Raw genomic sequence first — 17,295 nt, 5'->3', positions numbered from 1 at the left:
CGGCCGGTTCGCCTCTATGCTCAGCAAATCTCTGTGGTTTCTGGCGTGATCTTCATGGACGAGTATTTGCAGTGGCTGCTGATCGGTGTCGGCATCCTCCTGGTCGTGGGTTGGGTGGTGCACCGCGTCTACGTTCGGGCCAAGGCCAAGCACAAGGCACGCCGCCTGGCGGCCGAGGCTTCACGCGCGCAGACGCAGCGCCTGGCCGCTGAAGAGGCCGCCAAGCAGCACGCCCGCCGCAAGGCCGCCGCCGACGAGGCGGCGCGTGTCGAAGCCGCACGCCGGGCCGAGAAGGAAGCCGCCCGCGTCGAGGCCGAGCGCAAGGCGTCGGAGCAGGCCGCCCGCAAGGACGCTGAACGCATTGCCGCCGCGGCCGTGGCCCATGCCCGTGCCGAGGCGGCGCGCACCGCGGAAGCGGCACGTCGCGAGGCCGAGCGCCGTGCCCAGGCCGAGGCGCAAGCCCGCCAGGCCGAACAGGAACGCCGTGCGGCGGAAGCGGCTGAACGCGCCGAAGCCGCCCGCATCCAGGCCGAACGCGAAGCCGCCCAGCGCCGTGCCGCTGAAGAAGCCGCGCGTGCGGAGGCCGCCAGGCAGGAAGCCGAACGCATCGAAGCGGCGCGGCTCGAAGCTGCCCGCGCGGAAGCCGCCCGCTTGGCCGCCGAACTGGCCGCACGCGAAGAAGCCATCCGCATTGCCGCGGCAGAGCAGGCCGCCCGCATCGCTGCTGCCAACGCCGCGCGCGAGGAAGCCCGCCGCCAGGCCGAGGAACAAGCTGCGCGAGAGCGTGCCGAACGCGAGGCCGCCGCGGAGGCGGCGCGCCTTGAGGCGCTGCGCATGGCCGCGGAAGAGGTGGCTCGGGCCGAGGCCGCCCAGGCCGCGGCGCAGGAAGCCGCGCGCCTGGCTGCCGAGGCAGCCGCACGAGCCGAGGCCAGCAAGCCCGCTGCGCGAACCGCTCGCAAGAGCCCTGGCGAGACGCTGGTGATGATCGCCGACGACTCCAAGATCGTCCGCGTGAAGACCGGCCGCCTGCTCACCCAGCACCAGTACCAGGTGTCCTATGCCACCGACGGCCTGGACGCCGTGGCGCAACTGGGCGCCACCGTGCCCGACATCGTCATCACCGACGTGGAAATGCCCGGCATGGACGGCTTCGAGCTGACCCGCCACGTGCGCCAGAACCCGGCCACGGCCCACATCCCGGTCATCATGATCACGGCGGCCGATGATCGGCATCGCAACGATGCGAGCGAGGCAGGAGTGAGCGTGCTGCTGGGCAAGCCGTATGAGGACGATGCCCTCATCGCGCACATTCGCTCGGCCATGAACCACGGCGAAACCCAGCACGGCGCCCTGGTGAATTGAGCCCCCCAGTCGCTGCGCTGCCGCGCTACATCGCCTTGACGGGCATGCACAGGTCGCAGTTGAAGGCGCCGGTCGTTTCGTCCATCACGAAGTCCAGGCCATACACCTCGATCGCAAGCCGATCGTCCACCTGATAGCCGCTGTCGGGCAACCACTCGCACAGCTCGTTCCACGCGCCGTGGATCTGCGCTGTCGTGCCGACGAACTTCGCGCACGCATAGCGGCCGCCCGCGATGGTCGCGATGCCCACCTCTCCCGTCGGCTTGAACGATGCATCGACCTCGATGCATGCGTCATACCGGCATTTCTCCGGCGCGGTGACTTCCGGGTTGTCCTGGCTGATGCCGTACATCACGCGGCGCGGATTCATGAGCCCGTGCTCGCCGCACCAGGCGGCGAAGCGCTGCCACAGGCGCGGGATCTCCGTGCCTCCGTACGGTCCGATGCTGCGCATGTAGGCCACGCGGGTTTCGTTCAGGTTCTTGACGACAACGTTCATGGGTTGACCTCCTGTGGGTTCGAGGCGGCCCGACGGCCAGAGGTCTGGATCGTGGCGGAAGGCCTGCGCCACCGATTGATGTTCGTTGCTCAGGCTTTGATGAATCTTGCTCAGCCGTTGCTGGTGCTCTTGCGCCCAGCCGCGGTGTGCGCCACGCCGCCACGCTCCGGGCGTGACCTTGAAGTGTGCCCGGAAGGCCCGCGTGAACACCTCGGGCGAGGCAAAGCCCACGTCGAAGCCGATGGATGAGGCCGCCAGGTCCGGCGAGCTCAGGAGCCTGCCGGCTGCGGTTTCAAGCCGCCGGCGGCGCACCCAGTCGCCCAGGGTTTCGCCGGTCATGGCACGGAACACCCGATGGAAATGGAAGGCCGAGAAATGCGCCACTGCCGAGAGCGTCTCCAGGTCCAGCGGCTCGGCCAGGTTCGCGTCGATGTGGTCGATGACCCGGTTGATTCTGGCGATGTAGGCTTGGCGGGAGTTCATCGGCGGCTGCAACACAGCGAAACCGGAAGCTTAGCGACTTGCCGGTACAGTCGCGCATGGCCGACACGACCCAACCGCTGATCCAGCGCGACGCGCTCATCGCAGGCGCCACCGGGCTGATCGGGCGGGAACTGTTCAAGCTCCTCCTCGCCTCGCACCACTACCACCGCATTCACGTGCTGCTGCGCCGTCCGGCGCGCGACCTGCAGGCCGACGAGCGCGTGTCACTGCACTATGTCGAGTACCACAAGCTCACGCCCATGCCGCCGGTGGACGACGTGTTCATCGCGCTCGGAACCACCATCAACGATGCCGGCTCCAGGGACGCCTTCCGGCGCGTGGACTACGACGCCGTGCTTGCCACCGCCCGCGCCTGCCTGCTGCGCGGCGCCAAGCGGCTGGTGGTGGTGTCGGCGCTGGGGGCCGCCAGCCGTTCGCTGGTGTTCTACAACCGGGTCAAGGGGCAGATGGAGGAGGCCATCTCCAAGCTGCCGTACGAGAGCGTGACCATCGTGCAGCCCTCGCTGCTGCTGGGCGACCGCGCGGCGCTCGGCCAGCCCGAGCGCGCGGGCGAGCAATGGGCGGCCAAGCTGCTCAAGCCGGTGATGCCGCTGGTGCCCCGCGGCATGCGGCCCATCGCGGCGCAGGACGTGGCCCGGGCGATGCTGGACGCCGCCTTGAGTGCGAATCCCGGCGTACACGTTCTCCGGTCGGCGGTGATGCAGGCGAAAAAATGAGCAAAAATCGAAACCTTCGATCCGCCGGGTCGAACATCCATTTAGGGACGCTACCGATGAAGACCTCGCTTTGCCTCAGCGCCTGCATCCTGGCCCTGTCAGGCCTCGCGGGCTGCGCCACCACGAGTGACGAAGAACAGCCCACGCTGAAAGACCAGCCCGAAGCCCGGACTGGCAGCAACATTCCCCGCAAGACCGACGCCAAGGTCTACAACAAGGACGCGGTGCAAGACATCATGCGCACGCCGTCGCCGGTGGGCAAGCCCGGCGGCTGACCGACGGCATCACTCACCAGCAAGGGCGGGCGTCCGGCGAGGGCGGCCCGCCCTTGGTGTTTCAGGAGTCCAGGGTCCGCATCTGCGGCGGCAGGCGGTTCAGCAGGAAGCGGATCGCCAGCGGGACCAGCACCAGGTCATCGACCAGCCCGACGAAGGGAATGAAGTCGGGGATCAGGTCGATGGGCGAGAGCACATACAGCACGATGGCTGCCGTGCCCAGCTTGAGCCACATCGGCGCCTGCGGATGCCGCAGCGCGTGGTAGAGGTGACGCGCATCGCCGCGGATCACTCGCCACAACAGCAACCATCTCTTCCACATTGCCTGCTCCTTGCGCGGGTCCGCAACTGCGCCGCACTGACTGCACGTGGGGTCATCCATGCGTTGGACAAGGGGTCCCGGCCGCGCACCTGCCCGTTGTACGCCATGTGGCGTATTCCTGGAAAGGGTGTCCCTTCGTAACCTGCGCTTCGTCCATCCCAGGAGGGGTTTGGAGACTCACTTTCCAAGGAGCGCCTTTCATGAAACACACCCGCCGTACGTTTGCGAAAACCCTGAGCGCCGTCGGCCTGGCCGTCGGCACCCTGTCGCTGAGCAGCCTGGCTCACGCCGCCGACACCATCAAGGTCGGCATCCTGCACTCGCTGTCGGGCACGATGGCGATTTCCGAGACGGTCTTGAAGGACGTCGCGCTGATGACCATCGACGAGATCAACGCCAAGGGCGGCGTCATGGGCAAGAAGCTCGAGCCCGTGGTCGTCGACCCGGCCTCCAACTGGCCGCTGTTCGCCGAGAAGGCCAAGCAACTGATCTCGCAGGACAAGGTGGCCGTGATGTTCGGCTGCTGGACCAGCGTGTCGCGCAAGTCGGTGCTGCCGGTGGTCGAGGAACTCAACGGCCTGCTGTTCTACCCCGTGCAGTACGAGGGTGAAGAGCTCAGCAAGAACGTGTTCTACACCGGTGCTGCACCCAACCAGCAGGCCATTCCCGCCGTCGAGTACCTGATGAGCAAGGAAGGCGGCGGCGCCAAGCGCTTCGTGCTGCTGGGCACCGACTACGTGTACCCGCGCACCACCAACAAGATCCTGCGTGCCTTCCTGAAGAGCAAGGGCGTGAAGGACACCGACATCGACGAGAAGTACACCCCCTTCGGCCACAGCGACTACCAGACCATCGTGGCCGACATCAAGAAGTTCTCCGCCGGCGGCAAGACCGCGGTGATCTCCACCATCAACGGCGACTCCAACGTGCCTTTCTACAAGGAACTGGGCAACCAGGGCCTGAAGGCGACGGACGTGCCGGTGGTGGCCTTCTCGGTGGGTGAAGAGGAACTGCGCGGCGTGGACACCAAGCCGCTGGTGGGCCACCTGGCCGCCTGGAACTACTTCATGAGCCTGAAGAACCCGGCCAACGAGGCCTTCAAGAAGCAGTGGGCCGCCTACGCCAAGGCCAAGAACCTGCCGGGCGCCGACAAGCCGCTGACCAACGATCCGATGGAAGCCACCTACATCGGCATCCACATGTGGAAGCAGGCCGTGGAGAAGGCCAAGAGTACCGACACCGACAAGGTCATCGCCGCAATGGGCGGCCAGACCTTCCAGGCGCCGGGTGGCTTCACGTCCACCATGGACGCGAAGAACCACCACCTGCACAAGCCGGTGTTCATCGGCGAAGTGAAGGCCGACGGCCAGTTCAACGTGGTGTGGAAGACGCCGGCCCCGGTGAAGGCCAAGCCGTGGAGCCCGTACATCGAAGGCAACGACAAGAAGAAGGACGAGCCGGAGAAGAAGTGACCACCCCCGGAGCGCCTTCCGGTGCTCCCCCTCAAGGGGGCGCCGCTGGCGGACCGGCGAAGCCGGATCCGCGGCGGCCGCTTAATTCCGTTTGCATCTTCCCAACCCGTTCGCGCTGGGCTTGTCGAAGCGCTCGTGCACTGCACAGCGGCCCGACAGGCGCAGCCCGGGCGGGGGCTTGTTGATTTCATGATGTTCAGAGCCTGCGTCCTACTGATTGCGCTGTTCGCGGGGGCCGCCCACGCCCTGACCGCCGAGCAAGTCCGCGCCATGGCCATCGGCGAGAATGATGCGCGTGCCGCCGCCATCGGCCTCGTGGCCGCGAGCGGCGACGACAAGGCGCCCGCGTTCTTCCAGGCACTGCTCGACGATGCCGTGAAGACCTCCGGCGACAAGGTGTTCGTGGTGAAGGACGGCAAGGCCGTCGATGCCGCCACCGGTGCTTCCGTGACGCTGCCTGAGAACGCCGAGGACGTCGTCAACAGCAACCGCATGCGCCGCGAGATCGAAGGCGCGCTCGCGTCGCTGAAACTGCTGTCGACGGACGTGGCCCAACGCGCCGCCGCCATCAAGGAATTGCGCGAGGGCGTGGATGAATCCAAGCTGCCCTTGATCGAGAAGGCCTACGCGGCCGAGACCGATGCGAAGCTGAAGGCCGACCTCGGCCTGCTGCGCGCCGGCGTGCTGATTTCCTCGACAGACAAGGCCAGGCGCCTGGAGGCCGCGAAGTCGCTGGCCGACAGCCGCGAGCCGGCCACCAAGACCCTGCTGCTGGACCGCCTGAAGCCCGACGCTGAAACCGAGGCCGACGTGCGCGCGCAGTTGCAGACCTCGCTGTCGGCCATCGAGTCTCGCCTGGCCTGGGGCGAGCGGCTGGGCGTCATCTTCACCGGCGCGAGCCTGGGGTCCATCTTGCTGCTGGTGGCGCTGGGCCTGGCCATCACCTATGGCCTGATGGGCGTGATCAACATGGCCCACGGCGAGCTGATGATGATCGGCGCCTACGCGACCTACGTCGTGCAGAACATCTTCAAGGCCCACCTGCCGGGCCTCTTCGACTACTACGTGGTGGCCGCCATTCCCGTTGCCTTCCTCGCCTCGGCCCTGGTGGGCGCGGCGATGGAGCGCAGCGTCATCCGCTTCCTGTACGGCCGGCCGCTGGAGACGCTGCTGGCCACCTGGGGCATCAGCCTGGTGCTGATGCAGGCCGTGCGCAGCCTCTTCGGCGCGCAGAACGTGCAGGTGGAGAACCCGTCGTGGCTGAGCGGCGGCGTGCAGGCGCTGAGCAACCTCACGCTGCCCTTCAACCGCATTGCCATCATCGTGTTCGCGGCGCTGGTGCTGGCGGGTCTGGCCTTCATGGTGGCCAAGACGCGCCTGGGCCTGTTCGTGCGCGGCGTGACGCAGAACCGGCCGATGGCCGCCTGCATGGGCGTGAACACCGCGAGGGTGGACACCTATGCCTTCGCGCTGGGCTCCGGCATTGCCGGACTCGCAGGCTGCGCGCTCTCGCAAGTGGGCAACGTGGGGCCGGACCTGGGCCAGGGCTACATCGTGGACTCGTTCATGGTCGTAGTGCTGGGCGGCGTGGGCCAGCTCGCCGGCACGGTCTACGCGGCGCTGGGCCTGGGCATCCTCAACAAGCTGCTCGAAGGCTGGACCGGCGCGGTGCTGGCCAAGATCATGGTGCTGGTGTTCATCGTGGTGTTCATCCAGAAACGGCCGCAGGGGCTGTTCGCGATGAAGGGGCGGAGCGCTGAAGCATGAGTGCCTTGCCGCGAGACATCGCCGCCGCGCAGGCCCTGCCGGTTGCACCGAGTGCAGCCATGGCACCTGCCGCGGGCTGGACGCAGCGCCACGGCCTTCGTCTGAGCGTGCTGGGGCTGCTGCTGGTCATCTGCGGGCTGGTGCCGGTGCTCAACCTCGTCGTTCCCGCCGGCAGCGCCCTGCACATGAGCGACTACGCCGTCGCGCTGATCGCCAAGATCATGTGCTACGCCATCTGCGCGCTGGCCATGGACCTCATCTGGGGCTACACCGGCATCCTCTCGCTGGGCCACGGCGTGTTCTTCGCCCTGGGCGGCTACGCGATGGGCATGTACCTCATGCGCCAGATCGGCCGCGACGGCAACTACCAGAGCGACCTGCCGGACTTCATGGTGTTCCTGGACTGGAAGAAGCTGCCCTGGCACTGGGCCTTCAGCGACAGCTTCGCCGCGACGCTGGTCTTCATCGTGGCGGTGCCTGGCCTGCTGGCCTTCGTGTTCGGTTTCTTCGCCTTCCGCTCGCGCATCAAGGGCGTGTACTTCTCCATCATCACGCAGGCGATGACCTTCGCGACGATGCTGCTGTTCTTCCGCAACGAGACGGGCTTCGGCGGCAACAACGGCTTCACCGACTTCAAGCGCATCCTGGGCATCGCCATCGCCAGGCCGTCCACGCGCATGACGCTGTTCGTCATCACCGGCTGCACGCTGCTGGCCTTCTACCTGCTGGCGCGCTGGCTGGTGGCCAGCAAGTTCGGCCGCGTGCTGCAGGCCCTCCGCGATGCGGAGTCGCGCGTGATGTTCACCGGCTATGACCCGCTGCGCTACAAGCTCAGCATCTGGGTGATCTCCGCGGTGATGTGCGGCATCGCCGGCGCGCTGTATGTGCCGCAGGTGGGCATCATCAACCCGAGCGAGATGTCGCCGGCGGCCAGCATCGAGATCGCCATCTGGACGGCGGTGGGCGGGCGGGCCTCGCTGGTCGGCCCCATCGTTGGCGCCTTCTTCGTCAATGGCGCGAAGAGCTGGTTCACGCAGGCCTTCCCGGAGTTCTGGCTGTACTTCCTGGGCGCGCTGTTCATCGCGGTCACGCTGTTCCTGCCGCAAGGGATCATCGGCCTGGTAAGTCGCCGCAAGAAGGAGGAGCGTGCATGACGCCCGAGTTGATGGAAGCGGGGGCGAAGGCACGCGAGGCGGCTGAAGTCCGCAAGCAAGGCAACCCCGGGCAATCGGGCGGACGCGCCGCCAGCTACGGCCGCGTGGTGGAAGAGGGCGTGGTCGACGTGGTCCACGGCCCCATCCTGTACCTGGATGAGATCACCGTCAGCTTCGACGGCTTCAAGGCGCTCAACGACCTGTCGCTGTACATCGATGCCGGCGAGCTTCGCTGCATCATCGGCCCCAACGGCGCGGGCAAGACGACGATGATGGACGTCATCACCGGCAAGACCCGGCCCGATTCGGGCAAGGCCTTCTTCGGCTCGACCATCGACCTGCTGCGCCTGCGCGAGAACCAGATCGCGAGCATCGGCATCGGCCGCAAGTTCCAGAAGCCCACGGTGTTCGAGCAGCTCTCGGTGTTCGAGAACCTGGAGCTCGCGCTCAAGGCCGACCGCGGCGTGAAGGCGTCGATGTTCTTTCGCCTGAATGGCGAGCAGCTGGACCGCATCGGCGCGATGCTGCAGCTCATCCATCTCAAGGACAGCGCGCAGCGCACTGCCGGGCTGCTCTCGCACGGCCAGAAGCAGTGGCTGGAGATCGGCATGCTGCTGATGCAAGACCCCAAGCTGCTGCTGCTGGACGAGCCCGTGGCCGGCATGACCGACGAGGAGACCGAACGCACGGCCGAGCTGTTCCTCTCGCTCGAAGGCAACCACTCGCTGGTGGTGGTGGAGCACGACATGAAGTTCATCCACGAACTCACCCGAGACAACCCGGCCAAGAAGGTGACGGTGCTGCACGAAGGCAGCGTGCTGGCCGAAGGCTCGCTGGCCGATGTGCAGGCCAACGAAAAGGTCGTCGAGGTCTACCTGGGACGATGAACATGCTCAAGGTCGACGGCATCAACCAGTTCTACGGCGGCTCGCACATCCTGCGCAACCTCGGCTTCGAGGCGAAGCTGGGCGAGGTCACCGTCATCCTCGGACGCAACGGCGTGGGCAAGACCACGCTGCTCAAGAGCCTGATGGGCGTGGTGCCGGTGAAGACCGGCAGCATCCAGCTCGACGGGCAGGACATCACCCGCGACACGCCGTACGAGCGCGTGCGCAAGGGCGTGGGCTACGTGCCCCAAGGGCGCGAGATCTTCGGCCGGCTCACGGTGGAAGAGAACCTGCGCATGGGCCTGGCCTACAAGCCGGGCAAGACGCCGATTCCTTCGGAGCTGTTCGAACTGTTCCCGGTGCTCAAGCAGATGATCAACCGCCGCGGCGGCGATCTGTCAGGCGGTCAGCAGCAGCAGCTCGCCATTGCGCGTGCGCTGGCGGCGGGCCCCAAGCTGCTCATCCTCGACGAGCCCACCGAAGGCATCCAGCCCAGCATCATCAAAGACATCGGCCGCGTGATCCGCATGCTCGCGGACCGCCAGACCATGGCCATCGTGCTGGTGGAGCAGTACTACGACTTCGCCGCCGAGCTCGCCGACCAGTACCTGGTGATGGAGCGCGGCGAGATCGTCATGCAGGGCATGGGTGAGCACATGGAGACGGATGGCGTGCGTCGCCGCATGTCGATCTAGTCACGCAGGACTCACAGCGACCTCAGGCGCTGCTCCACGTACTGCGCAAGTTCCGGCGTCAGGCTCCCCGACGAACGCGCCCGGCTGAACGCTTCGCGGGCGTTGTCGGCCTTGCCTTCGGCCGCCTGCGAGATGCCCAGGCCCATCCACCACACGCCGTTGTTGGGCATGGTGCGCACGGCCGCAGCGAAGTGGTCGGAGGCTTGCGCATGCCGGCCGGCGCGTTGCAGCACCGCGGCGCGGAAGGCGTGGTCTTCGGCGCTCATCCAGGCGCCGTCGGTGGGTTGCAGCACCTCGGCGGCGCGCTGCATCTCGCCGCGCTCGGCATGCACGCGGGCCAGCATCATGGCGAGCGCTGCGTTGCCGGGCGCCAGGGCGAGGCCCTCGGCCAGCACGCCGCGGGCGTCATCGGACTTGCCCTGGTTGATGAGGGCACCCGCCAATGCCTGGCGCGACAGGAGGTGCGTGGGTTCTTCCCGAAGGGCAGCTGCATAGGCCTGCGCCGCTTCGGCGTATTGGCCGGCCTGGTGCAGCGTCACGCCGCGCTGGTATTCGGCTTCGGCGCGCTCATGTGCCGTGCGGGTGGAGGCGCGTTTCTCGATGCGCGGCTCAGCCATCATGGCTGCGGGCGCGGAGGGTTTCACGGACGAGGTTGGCGCCAGAGCCAAGGCTGTTCCCTGAGTCTCGGCGGCCTCTGCCTGCGCCGGCTTGGCGGTGCGGTCTTCTCGTTCTGGGGCGCTCTCAGCTTCGGCCTTCAGTGCCGGCTTCGTGTTCGGGGTGACCATGGCCACGACGGGTGGGGCCACAGGCCGAACGCGTTCACTCGCGGACGATGACGCCGCAGCCGCCGGAGCCGATGCCGCCACGACCACGACCGGTGTCGGCGCGGGCGCAGCCGTCGCCGCAGCAACGGGTGCGGCGGCCGGTGCTGCAGGCTGCGCCAGGCGGCTCGCCATCGACCAGGCCAAGGCGGCCGAGCCCCCGGCCACGAGCAGCACCGCCCCTGTGATCACCGCCAGGCGCCATGAGCGCGCCGGGGCCGCAGGCGTGGCCATGGCCTTCACAGCGGTGGGCATGACCGGGCCGCCCGCATGGCGACGGTCCAGGTCTTGCAGAACCTGATTGATGAGGCTCATCGGAACAACCACTTCATCCAGCCGAAGCCGCTTCGCGCCGGCGCATCGGCCGTGTCGCGCGCGGCCAGGCGCACATGCTTTGCATCCACCTGCACGCCGCCTTCGCCGAACACGGCCAGCAGCGACTTGTGCGCGAGGATGTTCGCGACCCGCGGCGTGCCGCCGCTCGCGCGGTGCAACGCCTTCACGGCACTGCGGCTGAAAACTTCCGCGCCGTGGTAGCCCGCCACGCGCAGGCGATGGTCCAGGTACAGGCGCAGCTCCTCGCGGCTGAGCGCGCCCAGCCGGTAGTGAAAGGAAATGCGCTGGCGCAGTTGCCGCAGGTTGGGCTGGGCCAGCTTGTCGTCGAGTTCCGGCTGGCCGAACAGCACCACCTGCATCAGCTTGCGCTTCTCGGTCTCCAGGTTCGACAGCAGGCGCAGCGTCTCCAGGCTGGCATGTTTGAGCGCCTGCGCTTCGTCAACGCACACCACCACTCGCCGGTCTTCTGCCGCCAGGTGCAGCAGCGTGTCGTTGATGCGCTTGAGCAGCGTGAATTCGGTGGCCGTGGCCGGCAGCGTCTCGCCCAGTTCCGCGGCCAGCGCCAGCAGCAGCGTGCGCGAGGTGTGGTTCGGATTGGGCAGGTAGCAGCTCACCGCATTCGTGGGCAGCGTGGCCAGGAAGCGTCGGCACAGCAGCGTCTTGCCCGTGCCCACTTCGCCCGTGATCTTGATAAAGCCCTCACCGCTGTCGCAGGCGACGTGCAGCGTGTTCAGCGCTTCCTGGTGGGCGCGCGTGGAGAACACGAAGGCCGTGTCGGGCGTGAGGCCAAAGGGCAGCTCGTTCAGTCCGAAGTGGGCGAGGTACATGGCGGCGATCCGGTCAACGCACCGTGTTGGCGGGCACGCCGTAGGACTGCAGGCGATCCTGCACGTCGGCCGCATCCGCCTGCCAGCCCTGGCTGCCGCGGATGATGGTCGGCTTGAGCAGGATCACCAGCTCGCTCTTCTGGCTGCTGTTGTTCTTCTGCCCGAAGAGGTTGCCGACGACGGGTTGTTCATGCGCGCCGGGCAGGCCCGAGCTGCTGGCCGACTGCTGCTGCTTCATCAGGCCGCCGATGGCGACGATGTTGCCGTCCTGCACGCGCACGACGCTGTCGCTTTCGTTGACGGTGCTGGCTGCCAGCGGCAGCTGGAAGTTGCCCAGCGAGCCGAGGTTCACGCTCTTCTGCTTCTCGGCCACCACGCTTACCGATGGGTGCAGGTGCAGGATGATCGAGTCGCTCTCGTCGATCTGCGGCGTCACGTCCAGCGCGATGCCGCTGAAGAAAGGCTGCACGCCGATGGTCGGCGAGTTGGTGGTGCCGCCCGTGCCGGTGGTCGTGTTGGTGGTGATGCTCGTGACGAAGAATTCGTCGGTGCCCACCTTGAGCACGGCCTTCTGGTTGTTGATGGTGGCGATGCGCGGGCTGGACAGCACCTGCACGTTGCCCTGCGATTCGAGGAACTGCAGGAGCGCGGCGAAGTTCTGCGCCTGGAAGGCCAGGCCGAACAGGCTGCCCTTGTTGGCGATGTCGCTCACCAGGTTGCCGCCGGCGTTCGAGAACAGCTGCGCGGTGGTGAAGTCCTTGGTGGAGTAGTTGATGTCCTGCACGCCGGTGGCCAGCGGGCCGGTCTGCTGCATCACGGTGCCCGGTGCCACCTGGCCGGTGGACCAGTGGTTGTGGCCGTTGCCGAACACCGACCAGTTCACGCCGCTGGCGTAGCTGTCGCTGAGCTGCACCTCGATGATCTTGGCTTCGATCATCACCTGCCGCTCGATGATGAGCTGCGTCATGCGCAGGTAGTTCTCGGCGTTGCGGATGTCGTTCGGGAAGCCGCGCACCGCGATCACGCCCGACAGCGGGTTCACGATGACCTTGCGGTTGCCGTCGCCGCCCACGATGGCGTTGAGCGTCTCGCGCAGCTCACCCCAGAAGTCGTTGTCGCTTTCGGTGGAGATGCGGCTGCTTTGCGTGGTGGCATTCGGCGCGGCGTTGCCCGAGCCGGTGCCCGACGGCGTCGAGGTCGTGGACCCCGTGTTGCCCTGCGTCGGATTCGACGAGATCGACCCCGAGGTCACGCGCATGTCCGTCGCGCCCTTGCGCTTGCCAGCCAGGTAGTTCACCTGGAAGATGCGCGTCTGCAGCGTGTTGGGCTGGATGAAGATGCGCGTGCCTTCCATGCGGTATTCGTAGCCGTAGAGGTCGCGGATGGAATCCAGCGCCTCGCGCACCGTCACGCTCTTCAGGTTGATGGCGATCACGCCCGACAGGTCCGGCGGCACCAGCATGCTGTACTTCGTGCCCGACACGATCTGCAGGAACACCTGCTGCGCCGGCGCGTTGTGCACGGCCAGGTCGAAGCGCTGCTCCGGCGGCGCGGGCGGCCGGATGGGCGCGGCCTGCAGCGGCGGCAGCAGCGCGCGGTCCACGGCGTCGGGCCGGGCCACGGGCTTGGGGGCCTCGCGGTTGGCGGCGGCCTTCACCTCGTCGCGGATGCGGTCCATGGTGGCGCCGGGCGCCATCTTCTGCGGCTGGGCAGGCGGCGTGTTGCAGCCGGCCAGCAGGGCCAGCAGCGACAGCGACCACCCCGTGGCGTGGTGAGAGAGCTTGTTCATCTTGTCGGCTCCGGTGTGGCCGGAGAGTGGCCTTGTCTTGTGGTGTCAGGCAGCAGCGGCAGCGTGGTCTCGCCCTGCGGGCCCCTGAGCACGGCGAAGCGTTCGGTGATGCGCACCAGCTTCGCGTCGCGGAAGCGTCCGCCCAGCACGACGACTTCGCCGCTGATGACCGCGGCTGGCGTGCGTCCCTTGCCGAGCAGCACCGATTGAAGTTGCACGGAAGACTCTGGCGCCGAGGCGGCCTGCGCGGGCGTGGCCAGCAGCGAAGCCGGCGGGCGCGTCGGGTCCTGCAGCGTCTCGGCTTGCAGCGCCGCAGCGGCCAGTGCCAGCACGACGCCGGCGGCGTAGCGGAAAGGCAGGAAGGGCATCACACGCGCCACCATGTCTTCTCCAGGCTGATGGTGTAGACAGTCACCGTCATCGTGTTGGCCGGCCATTTCTGCGCATCCATCTTCAGCTCGCCCCAGTAGACGCGGCGCGGCAGGTTCTCCAGCGCGGCGAGGTAGGCCTGCATGTCGGCGTAGGAGCCTTGCACGGTGATCTCGACGCCGTGGCGGTAGAGCCAGGCGTCGCGGGAATCCTTGTTCTGTACCGACGATGCCGGCGCTGCGACCTTGGGCGCGCCCACCAGCTCCGACACCGACATCACCGGCACGCTCTTGAGTGCCACCAGTTGAAGGCCGCGATGCGACTGCAGCAGGCTGCCCAGCAGCTGGCCCATCTCCTGCGGCTGCACCAGGGCGCGCTGCACCTGCGCGAACTCGCCGTCGGCCAGTTGCAGCTGGTCGCGCAAGGCCTTGAGCTGGGCCTGCACGGCGGCATCGGGGTTGCGCTGGCGCTGCTGCAGCGCCTGCACCTGCGGGCCGAGCGCGGCCAGGTCCTTTTGCTGCTGTTCCATCTGGCGCTGCAGCTGCACGCGCTGCTTGTAGGCCGGCTCGATGAAGAGCAGGGCGCCCAGGCCCAGCACCAGCACGAGTGCGCAGGCCATCACCAGGCCGCGCTCGCGGCGGGCCAGGGCCATGAATCGGCTGCGCGAACGAAGCCACCAGGCTTTCATCGCTTGTCCTCCTTGCCCACGGCCGCGCCTTGCGAGCCGGTCAGCGAGAACTCGACGTAGCGGGCCAGCTGCGGCTTGTTGTCGGCCGGCGCGGAGGCCTTGGCGGCCACCGGCGTGGCGGCCATGTCGTCCATCGGCCGGGCAATGTCCAGTGCGCGAAAGGCGCGGCCCTGGAGTGCGGGCTCCTGGTTGAGGCGGCCCACGTAGGCAGGGATCAGTTCGGGGTTCATCGCGCGGCCGCGCAGGGCCAGGTCCTGGTGGTCCAGCACGAGGCCGGTGAGCCACAGGCCGTCCAGCGTCTGGCGGGCGAAGGCGCGCAGCGTGCCCGAGTGCCCCTGCTGGTCGCCCAGTCCACCGGCGCGGATCATCTGCAAGGCGGCCTGGCGCTGCTCCAGCGTGGCCTGCGTGCTGCCGACCTCGGCCACCAGCTTCGTGTCGGGCCGCAGCGAATCCACCTGCCGCGCGAGTTCCTGGATGGCGTTCTGTTGCGCCTGCAGGGCGTCGGCCGTCTGCTGCGCCGGTGCCTGCAACTGGCCGAGCTGCCAGTGCGTGATGCCGGCGCCCAGCGCCACCACCAGCACGGCCGCGCCGATGGCGGCGGCGCAGGTCTCGGCGCTGAGCCAGTCGTGCTGGATGCGCAGCGAAGCGTCGTAGAGATTGATGTTCTGGCGTGCCATCGCGTCAGTCCTCGTCCCGCAGCGACAGGCCGATGGCTTCCAGCCATTGCGTCTGGCCGGTCGGTTCCTTCAGCGCCGGGAAGGCGTCCAGGTCCATCACGTCGGCGAGGTTCATGGCTTCCACCGGCAGGTACAGGTTCGAGGCGAGGTAGCTCACCAGCACCGCGGCGCCCGAGGGGGCGGCCACCATCAGGCGCTGCAGGGCGATCTGGCTGAACTGGCGGTCGAAGTTGTCCAGCGAGCGCTGCACCTCCAGGCCCACGCGCTCGAACAGCGCGTCGCGGCGGGCGGCGTCGTTGTCATCGGTGAGTGCCAGCGCGCTGGCGGGGATGTCGATGCGGCGCGAGGCGAAGAGCTCGCCGTCGCGGGTGAAGGTCAGCAGGCCGCTGTTTTCGTGGAACACCAGCAGGGCCAGGCCGCGGCCGGGCTGCTCGAACAGGGCGGCGAGGTTGCGCTGCGCGGTCTCGCTCACGTCGATGACGCGCAGCTTCACCTTGGCGCGCTGGAAGGCGCGCACCTTGTCGGCCACCTTCTCCTTGCGCGCGGCGATGGCAAAGGTCAGCGGCGGGCGGCCCAGCGGGGCACCGTCGGAGGGCACCTGCAGGGCGTCGATGACCGCGTCGTCAGCCGGGAATTCGAGTGAATCCTTCACGGCCCAGCGCAGGGCCTGCTTCATCTCTTCAGGCGCGACGCTGGGTGAATTCAGCTGCACGAACTGGTAGGACGCGGCGTCCAGCACGGTGGCGCAGCGGTAGTCCTGCAAGGCGTAGGGACGGCGCACCCGGGCAATCGCATCGGCCTCGGTGCCGCGCTCGCGCGTGACGGCGTCCAGCACCGCCAGGCGGGGGCGCGTGCCGTTCGCGCCGGGCTGCACGTGCGCCAGCTCGACCTGAGCCGGCCTCAAGGCCACTGCCATCCAGCCAGCGTGCGTTTGTCGATTGAAGAGCATGTCGATCCGCGTTCCATGGCCCGGGCATGGCCGAAGGCAGCCTGCGGGCAATGGAAGGGATCGTAGGTTTCGGGGGGTGGAACCGGTCGGCGGAAAAGGGGGGTGGATGCCGGGTATTCGTGGCCGGAGGCGAGTGCCTGCTTCGGGGGCGCCCCTAGCCGTTCCGGTTGTCGCGCAGCATGTTGCAGAAAGTCGCGCCTTGCTCGATGGCGTCGTCCAGTGCCACGTGCGTGTGCGGCAGCGGATCGAACCAGCGCCTGGGCATGTTGCGCTTGGTGCTGTCGCGGTAGCCAGTCTTGAGCAGGGCCATCGCGAAGGTCTTCATGTCCAGCGCCGAGTGGCTGAAGGGGCTGTCGCCGGTGAAGCGGATGAGGTACCAGTAGACGAAGAGGAAGTCGAAGCCGGCCGGGTAGGCCACGAACACCGGCTTGCCGCCGACGGATTGGATCCAGTCGGCATAGCGCTTCATCGCCGCTTCGGGCGCTTCGAGGTTCGTGCGGCAGGCTGCCCAGGCTTCAGGCTGCGTGGCCCACCACGCCGCGGTCTTCGGATGCGCCGCTGCGCCGGGCAGGGTCTCGAGGTTGGCGGTGAAAGTGGACAGCAGCTGCTTGTCGGCCGTGTAGGCGGCGCAGCCCAGGCTCAGCATGGAATGCGGGCCGGGGATGGGGCCGTCGGTCTCGACGTCGGTGCTGAAATAGATCTCGCTGGAGGGCATGCGGCTCACATGAAGAAAATGGCGGCGACCACGAAGCCGACCCCCATCACCACCGTCCACCAGGAGGCGGTCTCCTTCTCGAAGACGAATTCCGAGGGGTTCTTCGGGTCATAGCGTATGTTGACGGGCCGCCCGTTCTCGAAGTCGGTGAGCACCTCTTTGGGAAACTGGCGCTTGCGCGAGATCGCCTGGCCGTCGGTGGTCTTGAAGCTGAACTGCGCGCTGTAGGTGGTTCCGCCGCGGGAATGCCGCTCGGTGTAGCCCTTGATCGGGTCGACCACGGCCGAGACGCCGATGGCCTTGAGATGGCTGATCTCGCGGCGCTCCTGGAATCCGAAGATGAGCGCGGCGATGCCGATGACGACTGCCAGGACGCGAAAGATGGTCTGCCTCAGCGTCCGGGTTTTCTCCCCCATGGGTGCTCCTGCGTCGTGTGGGTTTGGTGTGGCCGGGATTGTCCCGACCGTGCAA

Annotated in this window: 19 protein-coding genes; 8 read left to right on the top strand and 11 right to left on the bottom strand. The window is 67.6% G+C overall.

Features of this window, described 5'->3' with window-relative positions; all coding sequences use genetic code 11:
* The first annotated feature begins 54 nt into the window (after nt 1-54).
* The gene (locus tag DZC73_RS10960; RefSeq protein WP_124540246.1) at nt 55-1,362 is read left to right on the top strand and encodes a response regulator; all 1,308 of its coding nucleotides are present in this window, start codon (nt 55-57) and stop codon (nt 1,360-1,362) included.
* Between the two features lie 25 nt (nt 1,363-1,387).
* Here DZC73_RS10960 and DZC73_RS10955 read toward each other — a convergent pair whose 3' ends face one another.
* Entirely contained in the window at nt 1,388-2,344 is a 957-nt protein-coding gene (locus DZC73_RS10955) for an AraC family transcriptional regulator (protein ID WP_124540245.1), read from the bottom strand.
* A gap of 56 nt (nt 2,345-2,400) precedes the next feature.
* Between DZC73_RS10955 and DZC73_RS10950 the strand changes: the two genes are divergently transcribed.
* On the top strand, nt 2,401-3,081 hold the full coding sequence (locus DZC73_RS10950) for an NAD(P)H-binding protein (RefSeq protein ID WP_124540244.1): 681 nt from the start codon (nt 2,401-2,403) through the stop codon (nt 3,079-3,081).
* Nucleotides 3,082-3,137: 56 nt separating this feature from the next.
* Nucleotides 3,138-3,356 carry a hypothetical protein gene (locus DZC73_RS10945; RefSeq protein ID WP_124540243.1) on the top strand — a complete coding sequence of 73 codons (219 nt, stop codon included), beginning with the start codon at nt 3,138-3,140 and terminating at the stop codon, nt 3,354-3,356.
* Nucleotides 3,357-3,417: 61 nt separating this feature from the next.
* On the opposite strand, the gene DZC73_RS10940 is transcribed toward DZC73_RS10945, so the two are convergent.
* Nucleotides 3,418-3,678 carry a YkvA family protein gene (locus tag DZC73_RS10940; protein WP_124540242.1) on the bottom strand — a complete coding sequence of 87 codons (261 nt, stop codon included), beginning with the start codon at nt 3,676-3,678 and terminating at the stop codon, nt 3,418-3,420.
* Between the two features lie 200 nt (nt 3,679-3,878).
* On the opposite strand from DZC73_RS10940, the gene urtA reads away from it, so the two are divergent.
* The 5 genes from urtA (at nt 3,879) to urtE (ending at nt 9,653) form a co-directional block, all read left to right on the top strand.
* A complete protein-coding gene (urtA, locus tag DZC73_RS10935; RefSeq protein WP_124540241.1) occupies nt 3,879-5,150 on the top strand; it encodes an urea ABC transporter substrate-binding protein in 1,272 nt (423 codons plus the stop codon).
* Between the two features lie 189 nt (nt 5,151-5,339).
* Nucleotides 5,340-6,917 carry an urea ABC transporter permease subunit UrtB gene (urtB, locus tag DZC73_RS10930; protein ID WP_124540240.1) on the top strand — a complete coding sequence of 526 codons (1,578 nt, stop codon included), beginning with the start codon at nt 5,340-5,342 and terminating at the stop codon, nt 6,915-6,917.
* Entirely contained in the window at nt 6,914-8,071 is a 1,158-nt protein-coding gene (gene urtC / locus DZC73_RS10925) for an urea ABC transporter permease subunit UrtC (protein WP_407924097.1), read from the top strand. The genes urtB and urtC overlap by 4 nt, the downstream gene beginning before the upstream one ends.
* Nucleotides 8,068-8,958, top strand: coding sequence for an urea ABC transporter ATP-binding protein UrtD (gene urtD, locus DZC73_RS10920; RefSeq protein ID WP_124540239.1), 891 nt, complete (start codon nt 8,068-8,070; stop codon nt 8,956-8,958). Before urtC ends, urtD begins: the two co-directional genes overlap by 4 nt.
* A 2-nt stretch (nt 8,959-8,960) precedes the next feature.
* Nucleotides 8,961-9,653 carry an urea ABC transporter ATP-binding subunit UrtE gene (gene urtE, locus DZC73_RS10915; RefSeq protein WP_124540238.1) on the top strand — a complete coding sequence of 231 codons (693 nt, stop codon included), beginning with the start codon at nt 8,961-8,963 and terminating at the stop codon, nt 9,651-9,653.
* A gap of 11 nt (nt 9,654-9,664) precedes the next feature.
* Here the strand turns inward: urtE and DZC73_RS10910 are convergent, their stop codons facing one another.
* The 9 genes from DZC73_RS10910 to DZC73_RS10870 all read right to left on the bottom strand — a co-directional run bounded on the left by DZC73_RS10910 (nt 9,665) and on the right by DZC73_RS10870 (nt 17,240).
* Nucleotides 9,665-10,789, bottom strand: coding sequence for a tetratricopeptide repeat protein (locus tag DZC73_RS10910; protein WP_124540237.1), 1,125 nt, complete (start codon nt 10,787-10,789; stop codon nt 9,665-9,667).
* Nucleotides 10,786-11,637, bottom strand: a complete 852-nt coding sequence (locus DZC73_RS10905) for an ExeA family protein (protein ID WP_124540236.1) — start codon at nt 11,635-11,637, stop codon at nt 10,786-10,788. The genes DZC73_RS10910 and DZC73_RS10905 overlap by 4 nt, the downstream gene beginning before the upstream one ends.
* A gap of 13 nt (nt 11,638-11,650) precedes the next feature.
* Nucleotides 11,651-13,426, bottom strand: coding sequence for a pilus (MSHA type) biogenesis protein MshL (gene mshL / locus DZC73_RS10900; RefSeq protein WP_124540235.1), 1,776 nt, complete (start codon nt 13,424-13,426; stop codon nt 11,651-11,653).
* Nucleotides 13,423-13,794 carry an MSHA biogenesis protein MshK gene (locus DZC73_RS10895; protein WP_161974535.1) on the bottom strand — a complete coding sequence of 124 codons (372 nt, stop codon included), beginning with the start codon at nt 13,792-13,794 and terminating at the stop codon, nt 13,423-13,425. The genes mshL and DZC73_RS10895 overlap by 4 nt, the downstream gene beginning before the upstream one ends.
* The gene (gspM, locus tag DZC73_RS10890) at nt 13,794-14,483 is read right to left on the bottom strand and encodes a type II secretion system protein GspM (RefSeq protein WP_124540233.1); all 690 of its coding nucleotides are present in this window, start codon (nt 14,481-14,483) and stop codon (nt 13,794-13,796) included. Before gspM ends, DZC73_RS10895 begins: the two co-directional genes overlap by 1 nt.
* Entirely contained in the window at nt 14,480-15,160 is a 681-nt protein-coding gene (locus DZC73_RS10885; protein ID WP_124540232.1) for a PilN domain-containing protein, read from the bottom strand. The genes gspM and DZC73_RS10885 overlap by 4 nt, the downstream gene beginning before the upstream one ends.
* A 4-nt stretch (nt 15,161-15,164) precedes the next feature.
* The gene (locus DZC73_RS10880) at nt 15,165-16,109 is read right to left on the bottom strand and encodes a type IV pilus biogenesis protein PilM (RefSeq protein ID WP_124540231.1); all 945 of its coding nucleotides are present in this window, start codon (nt 16,107-16,109) and stop codon (nt 15,165-15,167) included.
* 154 nt (nt 16,110-16,263) lie between these two features.
* On the bottom strand, nt 16,264-16,824 hold the full coding sequence (locus DZC73_RS10875) for a 3'-5' exonuclease family protein (protein WP_124540230.1): 561 nt from the start codon (nt 16,822-16,824) through the stop codon (nt 16,264-16,266).
* A gap of 5 nt (nt 16,825-16,829) precedes the next feature.
* Nucleotides 16,830-17,240, bottom strand: coding sequence for a DUF3592 domain-containing protein (locus tag DZC73_RS10870; RefSeq protein WP_124540229.1), 411 nt, complete (start codon nt 17,238-17,240; stop codon nt 16,830-16,832).
* Between the last annotated feature and the right edge of the window lie 55 nt (nt 17,241-17,295).

Source organism: Rhizobacter terrae (assembly GCF_003852895.1).
Taxonomy (GTDB): Bacteria; Pseudomonadota; Gammaproteobacteria; order Burkholderiales; family Burkholderiaceae_C; genus Albitalea; species Albitalea terrae.
The sequence above is the reverse complement of the archived record's forward strand: the minus strand, read 5'-3'. Positions and strand labels throughout refer to the sequence as shown.